Below are 16,136 nucleotides of genomic sequence, written 5' to 3' on the forward strand. Positions count from 1 at the left end.
TCAACTGTTGCGGACAAAACATCATGCTGCGATCGCCGAATCGGTTTCCGCCGGCTGCTGGTACCCTCTATTGCGTCCGTTTCTCCCCTGTCGCCGCCTGCGCGAGCGCACCGCGGATCGCCGCCTCGGTCTTGTCGTACCCGCCTTCGCCATAACGCGTATAGACGACCTTGCCGTTCGCATCGATCAGGTACAGCGCGGGCCAATACTGATTCCCGTACGCGCGCCACGTGTCGTAGCGGTTGTCCTGCGCGACCGGGTACTGGATGCCGAAGCGCTTGATCGCATCGGCGACGTTGCCCGCGTCGCGCTCGAACGGATATTCGGGCGTATGCACGCCGACCACCACGAGCCCCTGGTCGCGATATTTCCGGTACCAGTCGTTCACGTACGGAATCGTATGAATGCAGTTGATGCACGAGTACGTCCAGAAATCGACCAGCACGACCTTGCCGCGCAACTGGTCGAGCTTGAGCGGCGTGCTGTTGTGCCAGCGGTCGATGCCGGTGAAATCGGGTGCCGGCGTGCCGGTCAGCGAGGTCGTCATGCCCGCGTCGTCGCGGGTGCCGGCGAAGGCGGCGAGCCCGGCCGTGGCGGCGAGGGCGATGACGAGGGTGGCGGTCTTGAGGCGGGGCAGCATGGCGTTCTCCTGATCGGGAGGCCGCCGCTCGGAGCGGCGGCCGGACGGGTTTCGACAGGCCCCATTAGGCTGCGCCGACGTATCCGAGATATGTCCGGCAAGCCGCGCGTGTGCAATGTTGTGTGTCGTCACGGCGGCGCGATACATTGGGATACAAACACATGCCCGCCGTGCGGTATAAAAGCGGACAACACCTGCCGAACTACCCGACACCGACTCATGGACAAGATCGACCACGTGCTGATCGTCGACGACGATCGCGCGATCCGCGAACTGATCGCGGGCTACCTGGAGAAGAACGGCATGCGCGTGTCGCTGGCCGCGAACGGCCGCGAGATGCGCAACGCGCTGGACGACGGCGCGCCCGACCTTATCGTGCTCGACCTGATGCTGCCGGGCGAGGACGGCCTGACGCTGTGCCGCGACCTGCGCGCCGGCAAGTTCCGCACGGTGCCCGTGCTGATGCTGACCGCGCGCGGTGAGGAAACCGACCGCATCATCGGCCTCGAGATGGGCGCCGACGACTACCTGGCCAAGCCGTTCGCGGTGCGCGAGCTGCTCGCGCGGATTCGCTCGGTGCTGCGCCGCGCGCGCATGCTGCCGCCCGGCATGCAGGTGACGGAAACGGCCGAGCTGCTCGCGTTCGGCGAATGGCGGCTCGACACGACGGGGCGCCACCTGCTCGACGCCGAAGGCACGCTGGTCGCGCTGAGCGGCGCCGAATACCGGCTGCTGCGCGTGTTCCTCGACCATCCGCAGCGCGTGCTGACGCGCGACCAGCTGCTCAACCTCACGCAGGGGCGGCAGTCCGACCCGTTCGACCGGTCGATCGACCTGCTCGTGAGCCGGCTGCGCCAGCGGCTGCGCGACGGTGCGCGCGAACCGCGCTACATCAAGACGCTGCGCAACGAGGGCTACGTGTTCTCGTCGGCCGTGACCGCCGTCGACGGTACGTCATGAGCGCGCGCACGCTGCGGCACTGGCCGCGCTCGCTGTTCGCGCGGCTCGCGCTGATCCTGTGCGTGGGCCTCGCGCTCGCGCAGACGCTGTCGTTCTGGCTCACGGTGACCGAGCGCGACCAGGCGACCACCAACCTGATGATGGGCTACATCGAGCGCGAGGTCGCGAGCTCGGTCGCGCTGCTCGACCACCTGCCGCCCGCCGAGCGCGCCGCGTGGCTGCCGCGCCTCGCGCGGCGCAGCTATACGTTCATCCTCGGGCCCGGCGAAACGGGCACGCCGCCGGAAGCGCGGCTGTCGGCGCGCGTCGAGCGGTCGATTTCCGACGGCATCGGCGGCGACTACCCGCTGACCGCGAACGCGCTCCCCGGCGACCGCGAACATCTGCAGGTGCACCTGCGGCTGACCGACGGGTCGCCGCTGACGATCGACATTCATCCGATGTCGACGGTGCCGCTGTCGGGCTGGCTGCCGGTCGTGCTCGTGCTGCAGCTCGCGGTGCTGGCCGCGTGCTGCTGGCTCGCGGTGCGGCTCGCGACGCGTCCGCTCAAGCAGCTCGCGCAGGCCGCCGACGCGCTCGGCCCCGACCTGAAGGGCGAACGCCTGAACGAAGACGGGCCGTCCGAGGTCGCACGCGCCGCGCGTGCGTTCAACGCGATGCAGGACCGCATCGCGCAGTACATGGCCGAACGCATGCAGATCCTCGCGTCGATCTCGCACGACCTGCAGACGCCGATCACGCGGATGCGGCTGCGTGTCGACGTGATGGACGACGACGTGCAGGGCACGAAGCTGCGCCAGGACCTGATCGAGATGGAGCATCTGGTGAAGGAGGGCGTCGCGTATGCACGGACGCTGCACGGCACCGAGGAAGCCGCGCGCCGCATCGATCTCGACGCGCTGCTCGACAGCATCGTGTACGACTACACGGATGCGGGGCAGGACGTCGCACTGCACAGCCGCGCGCCGCTCGCGCTCGTCACGCGGCCGAAGGCGCTGCGCCGCATCGTCGGCAACCTCGTCGACAACGCGCTGAAGTTCGCGGGCGCGGCCGAGATCGACGTGCACGCCGCGCCGGATGGCGGCGCGGTCATCGCCGTGCTCGATCGCGGGCCCGGCATTCCGGACGATCAGCTCGACGCGGTGTTCGAGCCGTTCCGGCGCGTGGAGACGTCGCGCAATCGCGAGACGGGCGGCACGGGGCTCGGTCTTGCGATCGCGCGGCAACTGGCGCTCGCGATGGGCGGCACGCTCACGCTGAACAACCGGCCGGACGGCGGCGGGCTGGAGGCGAGGCTGACGCTGAGGAATGCGGGGTGATGTGAGACGGCGCGGGCATGTCAGCACCGGCCGGTGCGCAGCGCGACGGTCCAGTCGTCGCGCCCGCGCGATGCCGCGGTGGCGGCGGCCGTGTGCCAGTCGTATTCGACCGCGTGGAATTCGACGTTCCAGCCGGCCGCCGTGCGCGACACCATCGCGTAGCGCGCATGCGGCGAGCCCGTCTCGATCCGGTGCGGATGCGGCCGGTCGTCCGTGTACGCCTGCAGCCCGACGCTGCCCGGGTTGACGATCAGCCGGCCGTCGGCAAGCTTCGCGGTGCGCGGCACATGCGTGTGGCCGCACAGGATCAGCGATGCCGGTGCGTCGCCCGCGCGCTGCGCGATCTCGTCGGGCGTGGCCGCGCGGCAGCCGTCGGGCGTGACCGTTTCGAGGAAATAGACGAGGTCGCTGGCCGGCGTGCCGTGCACCATCAGCACGTCGTCGTCGAGCGTCACGCGTTCGGGCAGCGCGGCGATCCAGTCGAGATGGTCGGCGCGCAGCGTGTCGCGCGCCCAGCGATCCGACAGCCCCATCGACTCGCGATCGTCGGCGAGCAGTTGCCGTTCGTGATTGCCCTTGACGGTCGGCAGGTCGAGCGCGATCAGGCGGTCGGCCGTTTCGGCCGGATGGAGCGCGCCCGACACGATGTCGCCGAGATTGACGATCACGTCGGCGCCGCGGCGGCGGACGTCGTCGAGCACAGCGTCGAGCGCGGCGAGATTGCCGTGGATGTCGGAGAGCGCGGCGATTTTCATGGCGGACCGTCGAGGCAGGGAACGGCGATTGTCGCCAATTCGGCGCGGGCCGGTCAATCGCATCCGCGGTGAGGCCCGGTGCGATGCGTCAGTCAGTCAGTCAGTCAGTCGGTCGCGAGCCGCGCGTACATCGCGAAATCGCCCGGCGTGCCGCGCACCATCCGGTACGCGCGCAGCAGCCCTTCGTAGCGGTAGCCGCACTTCTGCAGCACGCGCGCGGAGCCGGCGTTGCTGGTCAGCACGACGCCCTGGACGCGCATGAAACCGCCATCGGCGAATGCCCACGCGGTGACGGCTTCGCACACTGCACTCGCGATTCCGCGCCCCCAGTGCGCCGGCGCAAGGTCGTACGCGATTTCCGCCGAGCGGTTCGCGGTGGACACCGTATGCAGCCCGATCGTGCCGGCGAGCGCGCCCGATGCGGTGTCGACGATCGCAAGACGCCGGATCGAATCGGGGTCGGCCGATTCGACGTTGTCGAACAGCGGCAGCAGATCGTCGCGCGAGCGCAGGTTCCAGCTCGTGTGGCGGATCACGTCGGGGTTCGACAGGTACGCATACCACGCGCCGAGATCCGCGCGTTCGAGCTGCCTGAGCGACAGGCCCGGAAAGCCGGAGCGGGGCGGCGCATCGACTCTCATCGGAACCCGCTCCTACGCGGCATGACGCCGGTACAGCGCCAGCGACCCGGCAAGCGCGAGCAGCATCGCGCCGCACGTGCGTTCGAGCCACAGCGCGCCCGAGCGCTTCAGCAGCCGCACCGCGCGTGCGCCGAGCAGCGCATAGCCGAACATCACCGCCCCGTCGAGCAGCGCGAACGTGACCGCGAGCGCGACGTATTGCGGCGCGAGCGGCGCGGACGGATCGAGGAACTGCGGCAGGAACGCGGAGAAGAACAGATAGCCCTTCGGGTTCGTCACCGCGGTCAGGAAGCTCTTCGCGAAGATCGACGCGTTGCGCCCGGGCGCCGCGCTGCCATGCGCGGCGGCGACGTCGAGCGAACCCTTCGACGTCAGCAGCCGGATGCCGACATACGCGAGGTATGCGGCGCCGAGCCACTTCACCACCGAGAACCAGAACGCCGACGCCATCAGCAGCGCACCGAGGCCGAGCGCGACCGCGACGATCAGCACGAAGTCGGACAGCATCGCGCCGGCGAAGCCGTAGGCCGCGCGGCGCACGCCGTAGCGCGAGCCGTTGGTCAGCGCGAGCAGCACGGTCGGGCCGGGTGTCGCGATGCCGACGAACGCGACGGCGGCGAAGATCAGCAGGGTCGTTTCATTCATGAAGGAACTCCCGATGGATGGCGCGCGTTCGATTATCGGGGGCGTGCGCCCGTGCTGTACAGGCACGGCGATCGTGTGCCTGGCCGTGTTTTCGACTATCTCGATTTTGGCAAGAAACTGTTTTCATTATTGCGCTTTAGTCTGGGACCGGTTCCAACTACCATGGCGGCCGCAGCGGGCCTGCCCGCCGCGACGCCGCGCGCGGACGCCGCCGGCCTCGCACTGCCGGCGGATCTCGCCGCCCGCGCGCTACTCGCAACATCAAGCCAGAACAACGGGTTCACCGCCCGGAGACACAGAACCATGAACAAGCAACTGATCGCAGCACCGCTGCTGCTCTCGCTCGCGGGCATCGCTTCCGCGCAAAGCTCCGTCACGCTGTACGGCATCGTCGACGCGGGCGTGACCTATCGCAGCAACGAACGGGTCGGCTCGGCCGGCGCGTACACCGGGCATTCGAGCGTCGGGCTCACGACCGGCAACCTGTCCGGCAGCCGCTGGGGCATCAAGGGTTCCGAGGATCTCGGCGGCGGGATGCGCGCGCTGTTCGTCCTCGAGAACGGTTTCGACATCGCCAACGGCACGTCGGGCCAGGGCGGCCGCCAGTTCGGCCGGCAGGCGTTCGTCGGCATCGGCAGCGACCGCTACGGCTCGGTCACGCTCGGCCGGCAGTACACGTCGCTCGACGACTTCGTGAGCCCGGTCGGCCCGTCGTCGTTCATCGGCGGGTTCGGCGCACACCCGGGCGACATCGACGATCTCGACCAGACCGCGCGCGTCGACAGCTCGATCAAGTACACGAGCGCCAACTACGCGGGCTTCACGTTCGGCGCGCTGTACGGCTTCGGCGGCCAGCCGGGCAGCATGAAGCAGCGCAACACGTGGAGCGTCGGCGCGGCATACGCGGCGGGCCCGCTGCGCGTCGGCGTCGGCTACGAGCGCTCGGACAACAGCAAGACGGGCGCGACCGACCCGACGACGGGCAAATGGCAGAGCACCGACGACGGCCTGTTCAACTCGTCGATCAACGAAGGCTATGCGAGCGCGCAGTCGCAGCAGGTCATCGCGACGGGTGCGACGTACGACTTCGGCCCGGCCGTCGTCGGCGTGAACTACAGCAACGTGCAGTACCGCAGCGGCGACCGTTCGCTGTTCGCCGGCCACGCGACGTTCAACGTCGCGGGCGTGTTCACGCGCTGGAACGTGCGGCCGCAGACGCAACTGTTCGCCGGCTACAGCTATACGCGCGGCAGCGATGTCGATGGCGTCGACGACCGCGCGCAGTATCACAACGTCACGCTCGGCGCCGTCTACGACCTGTCGAAGCGCACCAGCGTGTACCTGCTCGGCGCGTACCAGCATGCATCGGGCATGACGCTCGATGCGCTCGGCCGGCCGGTGGCCGCGACCGCGTCGGTGTCAGACAAGGCGAATGGCCATTCATCGGACTCGCGGTCGCAGGCGATCGTCAGCCTCGGGCTGCGCCAGAAGTTCTGACGCGCAGCATTCGTTGCGGCCGCAACGTCGTTCGCAGCCGGTGCGGGCGACGTTGCACGCTGGCTCCTATACTGTCGCCTCTGTTCTTCGAGGAGACGACATGACCCGAACGCTTTCTGCGCGCTGCCTGTGCGGTGCCGTCACCGTCACGCTGCGCGGCGAGCCGGCGGCGCGCGCGAACTGCCATTGCGCGACTTGCCGCGATTTCTACGGCACGCCGATGCTGTCCGCGACCGCGTGGCCGCCGGAGCAGGTTGCCGTCGACGGCACCGGCGCAACGTTCCCGCACCCGTCGAAGTCGATGTCGCGCACATGGTGCGTGTCGTGTGGCGAGATCGTGTCCGGAACGAACCGGTTCGGCATGCGAGTCGTGCCGAACAGCCTGACCGCGCGTGCGCACGGCGGGCAACTGCCGGACGACCTGCAGCCGACGATGCACCTGTTCTATCGGCAGCGCGTGATCGACGTCATCGATGCGCTGCCGAAATACCTCGACGGCTGGGACGGCCCGACGCTCGACAACGCGAACTGAACGATCGCGACCGCGTGCCGGCACGGCCGACGCGCGGCTTGTTCCGCCGCATCCTTCTTCAGCTTTCCTTTCTTTCTTCCGCCCGCCCTTCCTCCCGCCGCGTTCGCGGCACGCCCGATACGCCAGTTTGCGAAACGCCGATTGCGCCGGATAATATTTTTTCTCTTTCATTTTAATTTCGATTTGTAATCATCGAGCCTCTTTCCGGCGAAATGAAATGGCAATGCGGGCATGTCAGAAAAAATGACGCATTCGCATTGGGCGACCCGGAAGAAAATGCCGGGGAAAGGCGCCGAAATCGCGCTGCCGGCGGGTCGTTTCGGTACGGCGAGCGGGTTTGACCATCATTGACGAAAAAGCGCCGGACGGCATAAAGCACGCGGTGAATAATTCGGGATGGCGACGAATGCGCTTTTGCCTGAATCACCAATATTTCATGCGTCGCGATTTACAGTGTCGACACACGATCGTCCGGGAGTATTATTCATGTCAATGAAACAAATTCGCGCGGCATTGCTGGGAATGTGCATCGCCGTGCTGGCGCCCGCGAGTCCCGCGCAGGCGCAATACTCGACGGACTGGCTCGCGAACACGTTCGGCACGCTGGCCGCGCACGTGGGCAACGGCGCGCGCTCGATGTGGGTTGCGCCCGAGGGCGTGATCTACACGGCGTCGCGCTGGGACGAGAACGCGGGCGGCGTCGCGATCTACCAGAACGGGCAGCCGCTCGGCACGATCGGCATCCACGACGAATTCCAGGGCGGCGCGATCACCGGCAATTCGTCGTCGCTGTTCGTCGCGCTCGGCTACAACCGCACCTTCGGCAGCGGCTCGGTGGGCCGCTACAACCGCGGCACGAACCAGCGCGACCTGCGCATCCCGGTCAGTGTGTGGACGGGCGTCCAGTACGCGGACGTGATCACGGGCCTCGCGACGGCCGGCAACCTGCTGTACGTGAGCGACTTCTACGGCAACCGCGTGCGCGTCTATACGACCGACGGCGTGTGGCAGCGCGACATCGGCGTATCGGGGCCGGGCGCGCTGGCGCTCGACGCCGCCGGCAACCTGTGGGTCGCGCGCAAGAGCGCGGGCGTCGTCGCGCAGTTCAGCGCGACCGGCGCGGCGATGAACACGATCCAGATGGCGGCCGGCGCGCGGCCGGCGTCGCTGTACTTCGATGCGTCGATGGGCCAGCTGATGGTGGGCGATGAAGGGCCCGACATGAACATCAAGGTCTACAGCGGGCTCCTCGGCCTGCCGATGCAGGTCGGCACGTTCGGCGTGCAGGGCGGTTATCTCGACACGACGACGGGCATCAAGGGGCAGGTCGGCGACAAGCGCTTCACGCGCGTCGCCGCGCTCGGCAAGGATTCGGCCGGCAACCTGTACGTGCTGAACAACGCATGGGGCGGCGGCTGGGATCTCGGCCGCAACGGCAGCACCGACCTGCATTCGTACAGCCCGACGGGCGTGCTGCAATGGAAGCTGCAGGCGCTGAACTTCGAGGGGATCGCCGCGCCCGATCCGGTGACGGACGGCGCGTTCTTCTACAGCGGCAACAACGTGTACACGGGTTCGGCGGGCGGCACGTTCGTCGCGAACACGGTCGACCCGTTCACCTATCCGAAGGACCCGCGCCTCGACATGAAAGACTATCAGCGCGGCCAGCACTTCGGCCAGCTCGTGATGGTCGGCGGCAAACGGATTCTCGTCGCGACGGGCCAGAATCCGGGCAACTTCAACTTCTATTACTTCAACACGGCGAGCGGCTATATCGCGATTCCGGCCGGCTCGCTCCCGGGCAAGCCGTTCAACACGACGCTGCAGGTGACGGCCGGTTTCGCGATCGACGACAACGGCGACGTGTGGGCAGGGCTGGACGGATCCAACGCGATTTCCCGCTACCCGATGACGGGCTTCGACGCGACCGGCAAGCCGTCATGGGGCAAGCCGACGACCACGCCCGTGCCGAGCACCGTGTCGCCTGTCACGCGAATCATCTACCAGGCGGACAGCGACACGATGATCCTCGCGCAGGGCCTCGCGGGCAATTGGGACTGGACCGCGATGAACGGACACATCGAGGTCTATCACGGCTGGAAGAACGGCAACACGAGCGCGCCGAATCCGGTGATCAACCTGACGAGCGCGAACCCGAAATCGATCGCGGCGGCCGGCCACTACCTGTTCGTCGGCTACGTGCACACGGTGCCGAACATCGACGTGTTCGACCTGAACACCGGTGCGCTCGTCACCACGCTGACGAATTCGAACACGTCGGCGATGGACGTCGGCAACGACGTCGACTCGATGTACGGCGTGCGTGCATACCTGCGCTCGACCGGCGAGTACGTGATTACCAAGGACAACTACAACGGGACGAGCATCGTCGTGTATCGCTGGCGTCCGTGACCGCGCCGGCCGAGCTGGCCGGTGCGGCCTGGCGTCATGGTGCGCCGAGCACGCGGCCGTTCACGCCGAGCCCGTACATCGAGTCGGGCGAATCGTGGAACTTCGCGCGCGTGTCCTGCACGGAGCCGGTGAAGCGCGGGTCCTGCGGACGTTCGTGGCTGTCCATGAAGGTTGCGACATCCCACGCTTCCTGATCGGTCAGCGTGCCGCCGAGCCCGAGCGGCATGTTGGCCTTGATGAAGCCGGCCGCGTTGCGGATGTCGCCCATCCCCGCGCCCCAGTTGAACGAACGCGCGCCCCACAGCGCCGGGAAGGCCGGCTTGCCGCCGCTCGACTGCCCCTGGCCGTCCGCGCCGTGGCACAGCGCGCAGTGCTGCGTGTAGACGGCGGCGCCGCGCGCGTAGTCGGCTTTTTGCGCGGGCGGCGGCAGTTTCAGGAAGCCTTGCCCCGGCAGCTTCGTGCCGATCGGCGCGCCCTTCGCGAGCCAGTACGAATAGGTTTCGAGCGCGACGAGGATCGGGTCGCCGGCCGGCGGCGCCTTGCCGTTCATGCTGTATTGGAAACACCCCTGCAGGCGTTCGGCGAACGTGTTTACGTGCCCGTTCTTGCTGCGGTAGGCCGGATACAGCAGGTACGCGGCCCACATCGGGCTCGAATCGGGCCGGCGGCCCGCGTCGAGGTGGCAGCTCGCGCAGGTCAGCTTGTTGCCGACGTACTTGCCCGCGAACTCGGGCGTGTGCAGGAAGATCTGCTCGCCGAGCTTCACGGTCTTGCCGAAGCCGTCGGCGGGCATCGCGGATTCGGCGGGCGGCGTGAACGGCTTGACCGCTGTCGCCGCGGTTGTGGCCGGTGCCGGTGTGGCCATGGGTGCGGAAGCGGCGGCCGGCGCGTCCTGCGGCGCCGCCGCGAACGCGAGCGCGGGCATCCAGGCCGCACCGAGCAGTGCGGTGCGTGCGCGGCGGATCAGCGTCGTGCGGTCGATCATCGCTGGTCTCCTTGTGCGGCGCCGCCGCGCGCGTAGTAAGCGGCCACCGCGTCGATGTCGGTATCGGACAGCTTGCCGGCGATCATCGGCATCAGCGCCATCGGCCCGGGCGGGCGCGTGCCGTGTTTCCAGCCGTTCAACTGGCCGGCGATATACGCGGCAGGCTGCCCCGCGAGCGGCGGAAACGCGGTGCCGACGCCGAGGCCGCCGGGGCCGTGGCACTGCGCGCATGCGGGAAGGCCCTGCGACCAGCGCCCGCGCGTCGCGAGCCACGCGCCGGTGTTCGCGGCATCGATCGACGTGTCGTCGGCGGTGAAGACGCCGGCCGGTGCGGGCAGGCTCGCGAAGTACGCGGATACCGCGTCGCGTTCGTGCGGCGTCAGCAGTTTCGACAGCGGCTGCATGACGGGATTCTGGCGGCTGCCGTCCGCGAACGCGGCAAGCTGCGCGGACAGATACACGGCGTTCGTGCCCGCGAGGCGCGGGAAGCCGGCCGCTGGGTTGCCTTCGCCCTGGCTGCCACGGCAGCCGATGCACGCGGCGACGCCCGTCGCCGAGCCTTGTGTCGCGAGCGTCTTGCCGAGCGTCGCGTCGTCCGCGTGCGCGTGGCCGGCCAGCAGTGCCGCTGCGGCAAGCAGCAGCGGTGCGATCTGGCGTCGCCGTGTGTCGACCATATCGTTCACGTGTCCCCTCCTTGTTGTATGTCGCGTGCGCGCCGCCATGCGGTCGGGCCTTTGCCGTCAGCCTGCGTCGGGCCGGTCCTGCCCCGGCGCGAGGTGCTGCACCGGGGTTGTCGCATCGTAGCGGCCGAAGCCGTAGTGCTGGAAAATCCGGAACGCTTCCGGCGACCGGATGAACGCGAGCCACGCGCGCGCGGCTTCCGGATGCGGCGCGTCCTTCACCATCGCGCCCGCATAGATCGCCGTCGTATTCTGCGCGGCCGGAATGTCGATGTGCATCAGCGGATGCCCGACCTGCTCCTGGAACGCCGCTTCGGATTGCCACAGCACGCCGGCGTCCGCGCGCCCCTGCATCAGGAACAGCGCGGTTTCCCGATGGTGGATGTGCGTGAGCTCGGTCGTGCCGGCGCGCACCTTGTCGTCATAGACGGTGCGCGCGAGCGCGTCGCCGCCGGCCTTCGCGAGCGACGCGTGGATCTGCCGCGCGACGCCCTCGAATTCCGGGTTCGGCATCGCGAGCTTCACGTCGGGCCGCGCGAGATCGTTCAGCGACGCGATGCGCTTCGGATTGCCCGCGCGCACCATGATCGTCAACTGGTTCGTCACGTACGGCACGGCGGGGCCCGCGAGCGTGCCGTCCGCGATCAACCCGTCGATCTTGCCGAGCCCCGCGAAATACGCGTCGGGCCTGACCGTCCACGTCATGTTGCCGACGGTGATCGTGCCGCCCGCGTGGATCTGCTTCACGAGCAGGCCGGGCGGGATCGTTTCCCAGTAGATGCGGCCGCGGTATTCGGGATGGTCTTCCTCGAACTTCGCGACGAGCGGCGCCATCGCGAAGAAGTAGTTGCCGCCGACGAACAGCACGAGCTTCGGCGCGGTGAGGTCGCCGTGGAAATCGGCGAGCACGTCGACCTGCGGCACCGTGAATTCGAGGCCACGATGAATCGCGTCGTTGTTGCGGCCGTCCTGCCAGGGCGGAAAGATGGTCGTGGCGGTGGCGGTGGCGGTGGCGGCGAGCGAAAGCGCGGACGCGCAGCACAGCCACGCGGCCAGCGCGGCGCGCAGCGTGCGCCGCCGGCGGCGCGACGGCGATTGCGAGTGGATCGAGGTCATCGTGGAGCTCATTTCGCGTACGTGAAACCGGCCTGCTGCAGCTCGGGCAGCGTTCCGACCGCGCCCGGCGTGACGATCGCCGACGGGATCACGTGGTTGGTCAGGTCGGCGGCGAGCGCGTCGAGCGGCAGCTTGTCGGGATTCGCGTTCGCGCCGTCGAGCCGTTCCGCGAGTTCCCAGATCGCGTTGTGGCACGACAGGAATACGACGCCGCGCTGCCGCAGCGCGGCGATGCTGTTGTCGTGCGACGAGAAGGCGCCGTCGGGCAACGCGTGATCCTGCGCGCCCTTCGATTGCGCGGGCTTCGCGTCGAGCAGCGTGTTGGCCGGGAAGGCGGCGCCGGCCAGTTTCGCGAGGCCATATTTGTCCCACGCGGCCTGGTCGAACAGCGCGAGATGCGCGCTGCCGTGCGTGGCCGACACGACGAGGAAATCCGGATGGCCGTACGACCAGATCTGCGCGTTCAGCGAATTGCGCATCAGGTTCAGCCACGGGCCGCCGAGCTCGGTGTTGTCCCACACCTGCTTCGGGCCGCCGCGATAGCCGATCACTTCGGCGAGCGCCGCGTGATCCCACTGGTCGGGGCGATCGAGGATCATCGGCACCGTCTTGAAGTCGCGCCGTCTGGGCACGGCCGCGAGGCGGCGCGTGAGGTCGGCGAGGCGCGCCGCGGCGCCGGGCAGCAGCGCGCCGGTTTCGGGCGCCGCCGCTTGAACGTGGCGCGTGGCCGCGAGCAGTGCGGTGCCGGCCGCGAGGCCGAGTGTCTTGAGCGCGCCTCGGCGCGCATGCCGGTCGGACATGGCTTATCTCCCGGGATCGTTTTTGTGGGGGCGTGTCGCGTTGCCGTGCAGCGGCGCAGCGTCGCCATCGCGTAGCCAGTCTAGGGGCGCGCGATCGATCCCGGAAATCGCGATATCGGATGGGAGATATTCGGGGGTCCGATGATTGGGCGGGAGGGGGCGACGCCGGCTGAAGCGGCGTCGCGTTGCGAATGTCGCGCGGCGGGCGTCAGTGCGCCGCCCGTTCGCGCAGGACTTCCGACGGCCGGCTGTTGCGCACGAATACGGCTGCCAGTACGGCGCCCGTCAGCGCGATCGCGCCGGCCAGCACGAATGCGGCCGCGAACGAGCCGCTGCGTTCGACGATGAGGCCGGTCACAGCCGGCCCGATCACGCCCGACAGGCTGCCCATGCAATGCAGGAAGCCGCTCACGCCGCCGACGCGCGCCGGGTGCACGACATCCTGCACGATCGCCCAGTAGATCGCGCCGGTGACGTACAGGAAGAACAGCGACACGGACATCAGCGCGACCGCGCCTTGCGTCGACTGCACGGTGCCCGCGATCGCGACGCATGCGCCCGCTCCGAGCAGGCAGGTGACGAGCACGATCCGGCGCGACAGCAGCAGGTTGCCGGTGAGCCGGTAGAGCGCGTCCGAGATCGCGCCGCCGCATGCCAGGCCGACCGTGCCGACGAGCCAGGGCACGACGGTGGCGATGCTCATCTCCTTGATGTTCAGGTGATGCGCGCGCACGAGATAGCTCGGGAACCAGCTCAGGAAGAAGAACAGCACGTAGTTGTAGCTGAAGAACGCGACCGCGGTTGCGAGGATGCGCGGCTGGCGCACGTAGTGCGACAGCGTGCGCGCGGGCGCCGATGCGTCGTCGTCACCCGCGCGGGCGGCGGCAGGCACGTTCGGCGCGTCGTTCACCGGCGTGGCCGGACGGTCCGACGTCGACGCCATCCATAGCACGACCCACGCGAGCCCGATCGCGCAGACGATCCAGAATGCCGGCCGCCAGCCGAACTGCGCGGCCAGCAGGCCGACGATCGGCCCCGCGATCGCGCCGCCGAGCGGCGAGCCCGCACTGAGCAGCCCCATCGCGGTCGCGGCGCCATCGCGCGGCAGCCAGTTGTTGACCATCTTGTTCGCGGCCGAGCACAGCGGGCCTTCGGCCATGCCGAACAGCAGCCGTACGATCAGCAGGCTCACGAAGCCGACGGTCAGCGCGGTCATCCCGCAGAAGATCGACCAGAGCCCGACCGCCAGCACGTACACGAGCTTCGGCCCGAGCCGGTCGGACGCGAGCCCGCCGATGAAATTGAACAGCGCGTAGCCGACGAAGAACGTGCTGAACACGATGCCCATCTGCGCGGCGTCGATGCCGAGATCGGTCTGCACGATCGGCGCGACGATCGACAGCGCGACGCGGTCGAGATAGTTGATGCCATACACGATGAACAGCAGGAATACCGTGAACCATGCCTGCGACTTCTGCTTCATGTCTGTCTCCTTCGTGCCGGTGGGCCGGCCGTCATGTCTTTTCCATCGTTCGCCGCGTCGACACCGACATCGGCGGGCAGGGGCGTCACGCGGTTCGCGTCGGCGACGGCCAACCGGCCGTGCGGGCGGTCAGCGTGCGTGCAGCGGTGCGAGCAATGCGTCGGTGCCGTGCGCGCGCAGCGTCGACAGATGCGCGCCGACGCGCGCGACCAGCGCGTCGGGCCATGCGACCGGGCCGGCGAGCGCGGGACTGGCGAGCGCCGCACGCACCGCGCCGTTCGCGTCGCCGGCCGCGCCGAGCGTCGCGGCGAGCGCGGCCGCGCCCGGGTCGCTGATCGTCAGCGGCCGGCCGCAAGCGTCGCGCGCGGTGGTCAGGTAGTACAGCCAGAGCGCAAGCGCACGCTCCAGATACGGGCGCTCGACGCCCGCCGCAGCGCTTTCGGCGAGCGCGGGCAGCCAGCGCAGCGGCACCTTCTGCGTGCCGTCCATCGCGATCTGTTCGGTGCGGTGCGCGAGCGTCGGATTCCGGTAGCGCCGCACGAGCGTCGCGCAATAGTCGTGCGCGTCGAAGCCGGACGGCACGTCGACGGTCGCGAGCAGGTCGTGCGTCATCACGCCGTCGACGAACGCCGCGATCGCCGGATCGGCCATCGCCTCGGACACGGTCGCGCGGCCGCGCAACTGCCCTGCATACGCGATCGCCGAATGCGAGCCGTTCAGCAGTCGCAGCTTCATCGTTTCGTACGGCCGCACGTCGGCGACGAGGCGTGCGCCGGCGTCTTCCCAGCGCGGGCGCGGGCCGGCGAAGCGATCTTCGATCACCCATTGCGAGAACGGTTCGCAGACGATCGCGGCCGCGTCGCGCGCGCCGAGATGCGCTTGCGCCCAGTCGAGCGACTCGGGCGTGGCAGCAGGCACGATCCGGTCGACCATGCTGTTCGGGAACGCGACGTCGTCGCGGATGCGCCGCACAAGCGCGCCGTCGTCGATGCATGTCGCGTAGTCGAGCAGCAGCGCGCGCAGCGTGTCGCCGTTCGACGTCATGTTGTCGCAGCAGACGACGGTGAGCGGCGCGCCGGCCGGCCGCTGCCGGAGGCCGGCGGCGATCACGCCGAGCGCGGTGCGCGGCGTGTCGGGCGCGGCGAGGTCTGCGCGGATCGCGGGATCGTCGTCATCGAGGCCGCCGCCGGGCCGGCGGCAATAGCCTTTCTCGGTCACGGTCAGGCTGACGATCGACACGCGCGGATCGGCGATCAGCGCGAGCAGCGCGGGCAGCGATTCCGGCGCGAACAGCGCGTCGTGCACGGCGCCGACGATCCGGGTGCACGCGCCGTCGCCGTCGCGTTCGGTCACCGTGTACAGGTGGTCCTGCGCGGCGAGCAGGTCGACGGTATGGCGCCGCCGCAGCTCGACGCCGACGATCCCCCAGCGCAGGTCGCCCTGTTCGAGCACCGTTTCCGTATGGATCGCCTGATGCGCGCGGTGGAATGCGCCGAGGCCGAGATGGACGATGCCCGTGCGGACCGCGTGCCGGTCATAGCGGGGGCGGCGCGTGCCGGGCGGCGCGGTGCGCAGGAAGTCGGGTGCGGGTGGCATGACGATCGGTAACGGGTTGTACCATGGTAGATATCGGAGTGAGTGAAGGTTATTGCGGGTTTTTGCGAGAAGTTA

Annotated in this window: 15 protein-coding genes; 5 read left to right on the top strand and 10 right to left on the bottom strand. The window is 68.8% G+C overall.

Translation table 11 applies throughout. The annotated features are described in order from the left end of the window. Positions 1 to 67: 67 nt before the first annotated feature. On the bottom strand, positions 68 to 640 hold the full coding sequence (locus tag ACM6JT_RS34705) for a thioredoxin family protein (RefSeq protein WP_414858165.1): 573 nt from the start codon (positions 638 to 640) through the stop codon (positions 68 to 70). Between the two features lie 219 nt (positions 641 to 859). Here ACM6JT_RS34705 and ACM6JT_RS34710 point away from each other — a divergent pair, with 219 nt between their 5' ends. Together ACM6JT_RS34710 and ACM6JT_RS34715 are read left to right on the top strand one after the other, a co-directional pair. Then, positions 860 to 1,600, top strand: a complete 741-nt coding sequence (locus ACM6JT_RS34710) for a response regulator (RefSeq protein ID WP_111018914.1) — start codon at positions 860 to 862, stop codon at positions 1,598 to 1,600. Then, positions 1,597 to 2,919 (top strand): ATP-binding protein, encoded by a 1,323-nt coding sequence (locus tag ACM6JT_RS34715; RefSeq protein ID WP_034180891.1) that lies wholly within the window; start codon positions 1,597 to 1,599, stop codon positions 2,917 to 2,919. Before ACM6JT_RS34710 ends, ACM6JT_RS34715 begins: the two co-directional genes overlap by 4 nt. Positions 2,920 to 2,939: 20 nt before the next feature. Here ACM6JT_RS34715 and ACM6JT_RS34720 read toward each other — a convergent pair whose 3' ends face one another. The 3 genes from ACM6JT_RS34720 to ACM6JT_RS34730 all read right to left on the bottom strand — a co-directional run bounded on the left by ACM6JT_RS34720 (position 2,940) and on the right by ACM6JT_RS34730 (position 4,960). Further along, positions 2,940 to 3,674 (bottom strand): metallophosphoesterase family protein, encoded by a 735-nt coding sequence (locus ACM6JT_RS34720; RefSeq protein WP_034180890.1) that lies wholly within the window; start codon positions 3,672 to 3,674, stop codon positions 2,940 to 2,942. 104 nt (positions 3,675 to 3,778) lie between these two features. Then, complete coding sequence (locus ACM6JT_RS34725; protein ID WP_414858166.1) at positions 3,779 to 4,315, bottom strand: GNAT family N-acetyltransferase; 537 nt, start codon at positions 4,313 to 4,315, stop codon at positions 3,779 to 3,781. Between the two features lie 12 nt (positions 4,316 to 4,327). Next, on the bottom strand, positions 4,328 to 4,960 hold the full coding sequence (locus ACM6JT_RS34730; RefSeq protein WP_105390239.1) for a LysE family translocator: 633 nt from the start codon (positions 4,958 to 4,960) through the stop codon (positions 4,328 to 4,330). 303 nt (positions 4,961 to 5,263) lie between these two features. Between ACM6JT_RS34730 and ACM6JT_RS34735 the strand changes: the two genes are divergently transcribed. From ACM6JT_RS34735 to ACM6JT_RS34745, 3 genes are all read left to right on the top strand, one after another. Next, positions 5,264 to 6,457: a porin gene (locus tag ACM6JT_RS34735; protein WP_105390240.1), complete on the top strand. Its 1,194-nt coding sequence runs from the start codon at positions 5,264 to 5,266 to the stop codon at positions 6,455 to 6,457. Positions 6,458 to 6,557: 100 nt separating this feature from the next. Next, the gene (locus tag ACM6JT_RS34740; protein WP_414858167.1) at positions 6,558 to 6,989 is read left to right on the top strand and encodes a GFA family protein; all 432 of its coding nucleotides are present in this window, start codon (positions 6,558 to 6,560) and stop codon (positions 6,987 to 6,989) included. Positions 6,990 to 7,475: 486 nt separating this feature from the next. Beyond that, on the top strand, positions 7,476 to 9,401 hold the full coding sequence (locus ACM6JT_RS34745; protein ID WP_414858168.1) for an SMP-30/gluconolaconase/LRE-like region family protein: 1,926 nt from the start codon (positions 7,476 to 7,478) through the stop codon (positions 9,399 to 9,401). A gap of 34 nt (positions 9,402 to 9,435) precedes the next feature. Here the strand turns inward: ACM6JT_RS34745 and ACM6JT_RS34750 are convergent, their stop codons facing one another. The 6 genes from ACM6JT_RS34750 to ACM6JT_RS34775 form a co-directional block, all read right to left on the bottom strand. Continuing rightward, entirely contained in the window at positions 9,436 to 10,386 is a 951-nt protein-coding gene (locus tag ACM6JT_RS34750; protein WP_414858169.1) for a c-type cytochrome, read from the bottom strand. Further along, positions 10,383 to 11,060 (bottom strand): c-type cytochrome, encoded by a 678-nt coding sequence (locus ACM6JT_RS34755; RefSeq protein ID WP_414858258.1) that lies wholly within the window; start codon positions 11,058 to 11,060, stop codon positions 10,383 to 10,385. Before ACM6JT_RS34755 ends, ACM6JT_RS34750 begins: the two co-directional genes overlap by 4 nt. Before the next feature lie 66 nt (positions 11,061 to 11,126). Then, positions 11,127 to 12,182, bottom strand: a complete 1,056-nt coding sequence (locus ACM6JT_RS34760; protein ID WP_414858170.1) for a substrate-binding domain-containing protein — start codon at positions 12,180 to 12,182, stop codon at positions 11,127 to 11,129. An 8-nt stretch (positions 12,183 to 12,190) separates the two neighbouring features. Then, positions 12,191 to 12,982, bottom strand: coding sequence for a transcriptional initiation protein Tat (locus ACM6JT_RS34765; protein ID WP_034180882.1), 792 nt, complete (start codon positions 12,980 to 12,982; stop codon positions 12,191 to 12,193). 208 nt (positions 12,983 to 13,190) lie between these two features. Beyond that, entirely contained in the window at positions 13,191 to 14,465 is a 1,275-nt protein-coding gene (locus ACM6JT_RS34770; protein WP_034180881.1) for an MFS transporter, read from the bottom strand. Between the two features lie 129 nt (positions 14,466 to 14,594). Beyond that, a complete protein-coding gene (locus tag ACM6JT_RS34775) occupies positions 14,595 to 16,061 on the bottom strand; it encodes a mannitol dehydrogenase family protein (protein ID WP_414858171.1) in 1,467 nt (488 codons plus the stop codon). Between the last annotated feature and the right edge of the window lie 75 nt (positions 16,062 to 16,136).

The organism is Burkholderia sp. IT-111MI5, from assembly GCF_949752865.1.
In the GTDB taxonomy this organism is placed as follows: domain Bacteria; phylum Pseudomonadota; class Gammaproteobacteria; order Burkholderiales; family Burkholderiaceae; genus Burkholderia; species Burkholderia pyrrocinia_C.

Bases quoted from the DNA above. Each gene is read 5' to 3' on its own strand.
- ACM6JT_RS34705 (WP_414858165.1), bottom strand. From the start codon at position 640: ATGCTGCCCCGCCTCAAGACCGCCACCCTCGTCATCGCCCTCGCCGCC.
- ACM6JT_RS34725 (WP_414858166.1), bottom strand. From the start codon at position 4,315: ATGAGAGTCGATGCGCCGCCCCGCTCCGGCTTTCCGGGCCTGTCGCTC.
- ACM6JT_RS34740 (WP_414858167.1), top strand. From the start codon at position 6,558: ATGACCCGAACGCTTTCTGCGCGCTGCCTGTGCGGTGCCGTCACCGTC.
- ACM6JT_RS34720 (WP_034180890.1), bottom strand. From the start codon at position 3,674: ATGAAAATCGCCGCGCTCTCCGACATCCACGGCAATCTCGCCGCGCTC.
- ACM6JT_RS34755 (WP_414858258.1), bottom strand. From the start codon at position 11,060: ATGGTCGACACACGGCGACGCCAGATCGCACCGCTGCTGCTTGCCGCA.
- ACM6JT_RS34775 (WP_414858171.1), bottom strand. From the start codon at position 16,061: ATGCCACCCGCACCCGACTTCCTGCGCACCGCGCCGCCCGGCACGCGC.
- ACM6JT_RS34750 (WP_414858169.1), bottom strand. From the start codon at position 10,386: ATGATCGACCGCACGACGCTGATCCGCCGCGCACGCACCGCACTGCTC.
- ACM6JT_RS34715 (WP_034180891.1), top strand. From the start codon at position 1,597: ATGAGCGCGCGCACGCTGCGGCACTGGCCGCGCTCGCTGTTCGCGCGG.
- ACM6JT_RS34745 (WP_414858168.1), top strand. From the start codon at position 7,476: ATGTCAATGAAACAAATTCGCGCGGCATTGCTGGGAATGTGCATCGCC.
- ACM6JT_RS34770 (WP_034180881.1), bottom strand. From the start codon at position 14,465: ATGAAGCAGAAGTCGCAGGCATGGTTCACGGTATTCCTGCTGTTCATC.
- ACM6JT_RS34735 (WP_105390240.1), top strand. From the start codon at position 5,264: ATGAACAAGCAACTGATCGCAGCACCGCTGCTGCTCTCGCTCGCGGGC.
- ACM6JT_RS34710 (WP_111018914.1), top strand. From the start codon at position 860: ATGGACAAGATCGACCACGTGCTGATCGTCGACGACGATCGCGCGATC.
- ACM6JT_RS34730 (WP_105390239.1), bottom strand. From the start codon at position 4,960: ATGAATGAAACGACCCTGCTGATCTTCGCCGCCGTCGCGTTCGTCGGC.
- ACM6JT_RS34765 (WP_034180882.1), bottom strand. From the start codon at position 12,982: ATGTCCGACCGGCATGCGCGCCGAGGCGCGCTCAAGACACTCGGCCTC.
- ACM6JT_RS34760 (WP_414858170.1), bottom strand. From the start codon at position 12,182: ATGACCTCGATCCACTCGCAATCGCCGTCGCGCCGCCGGCGGCGCACG.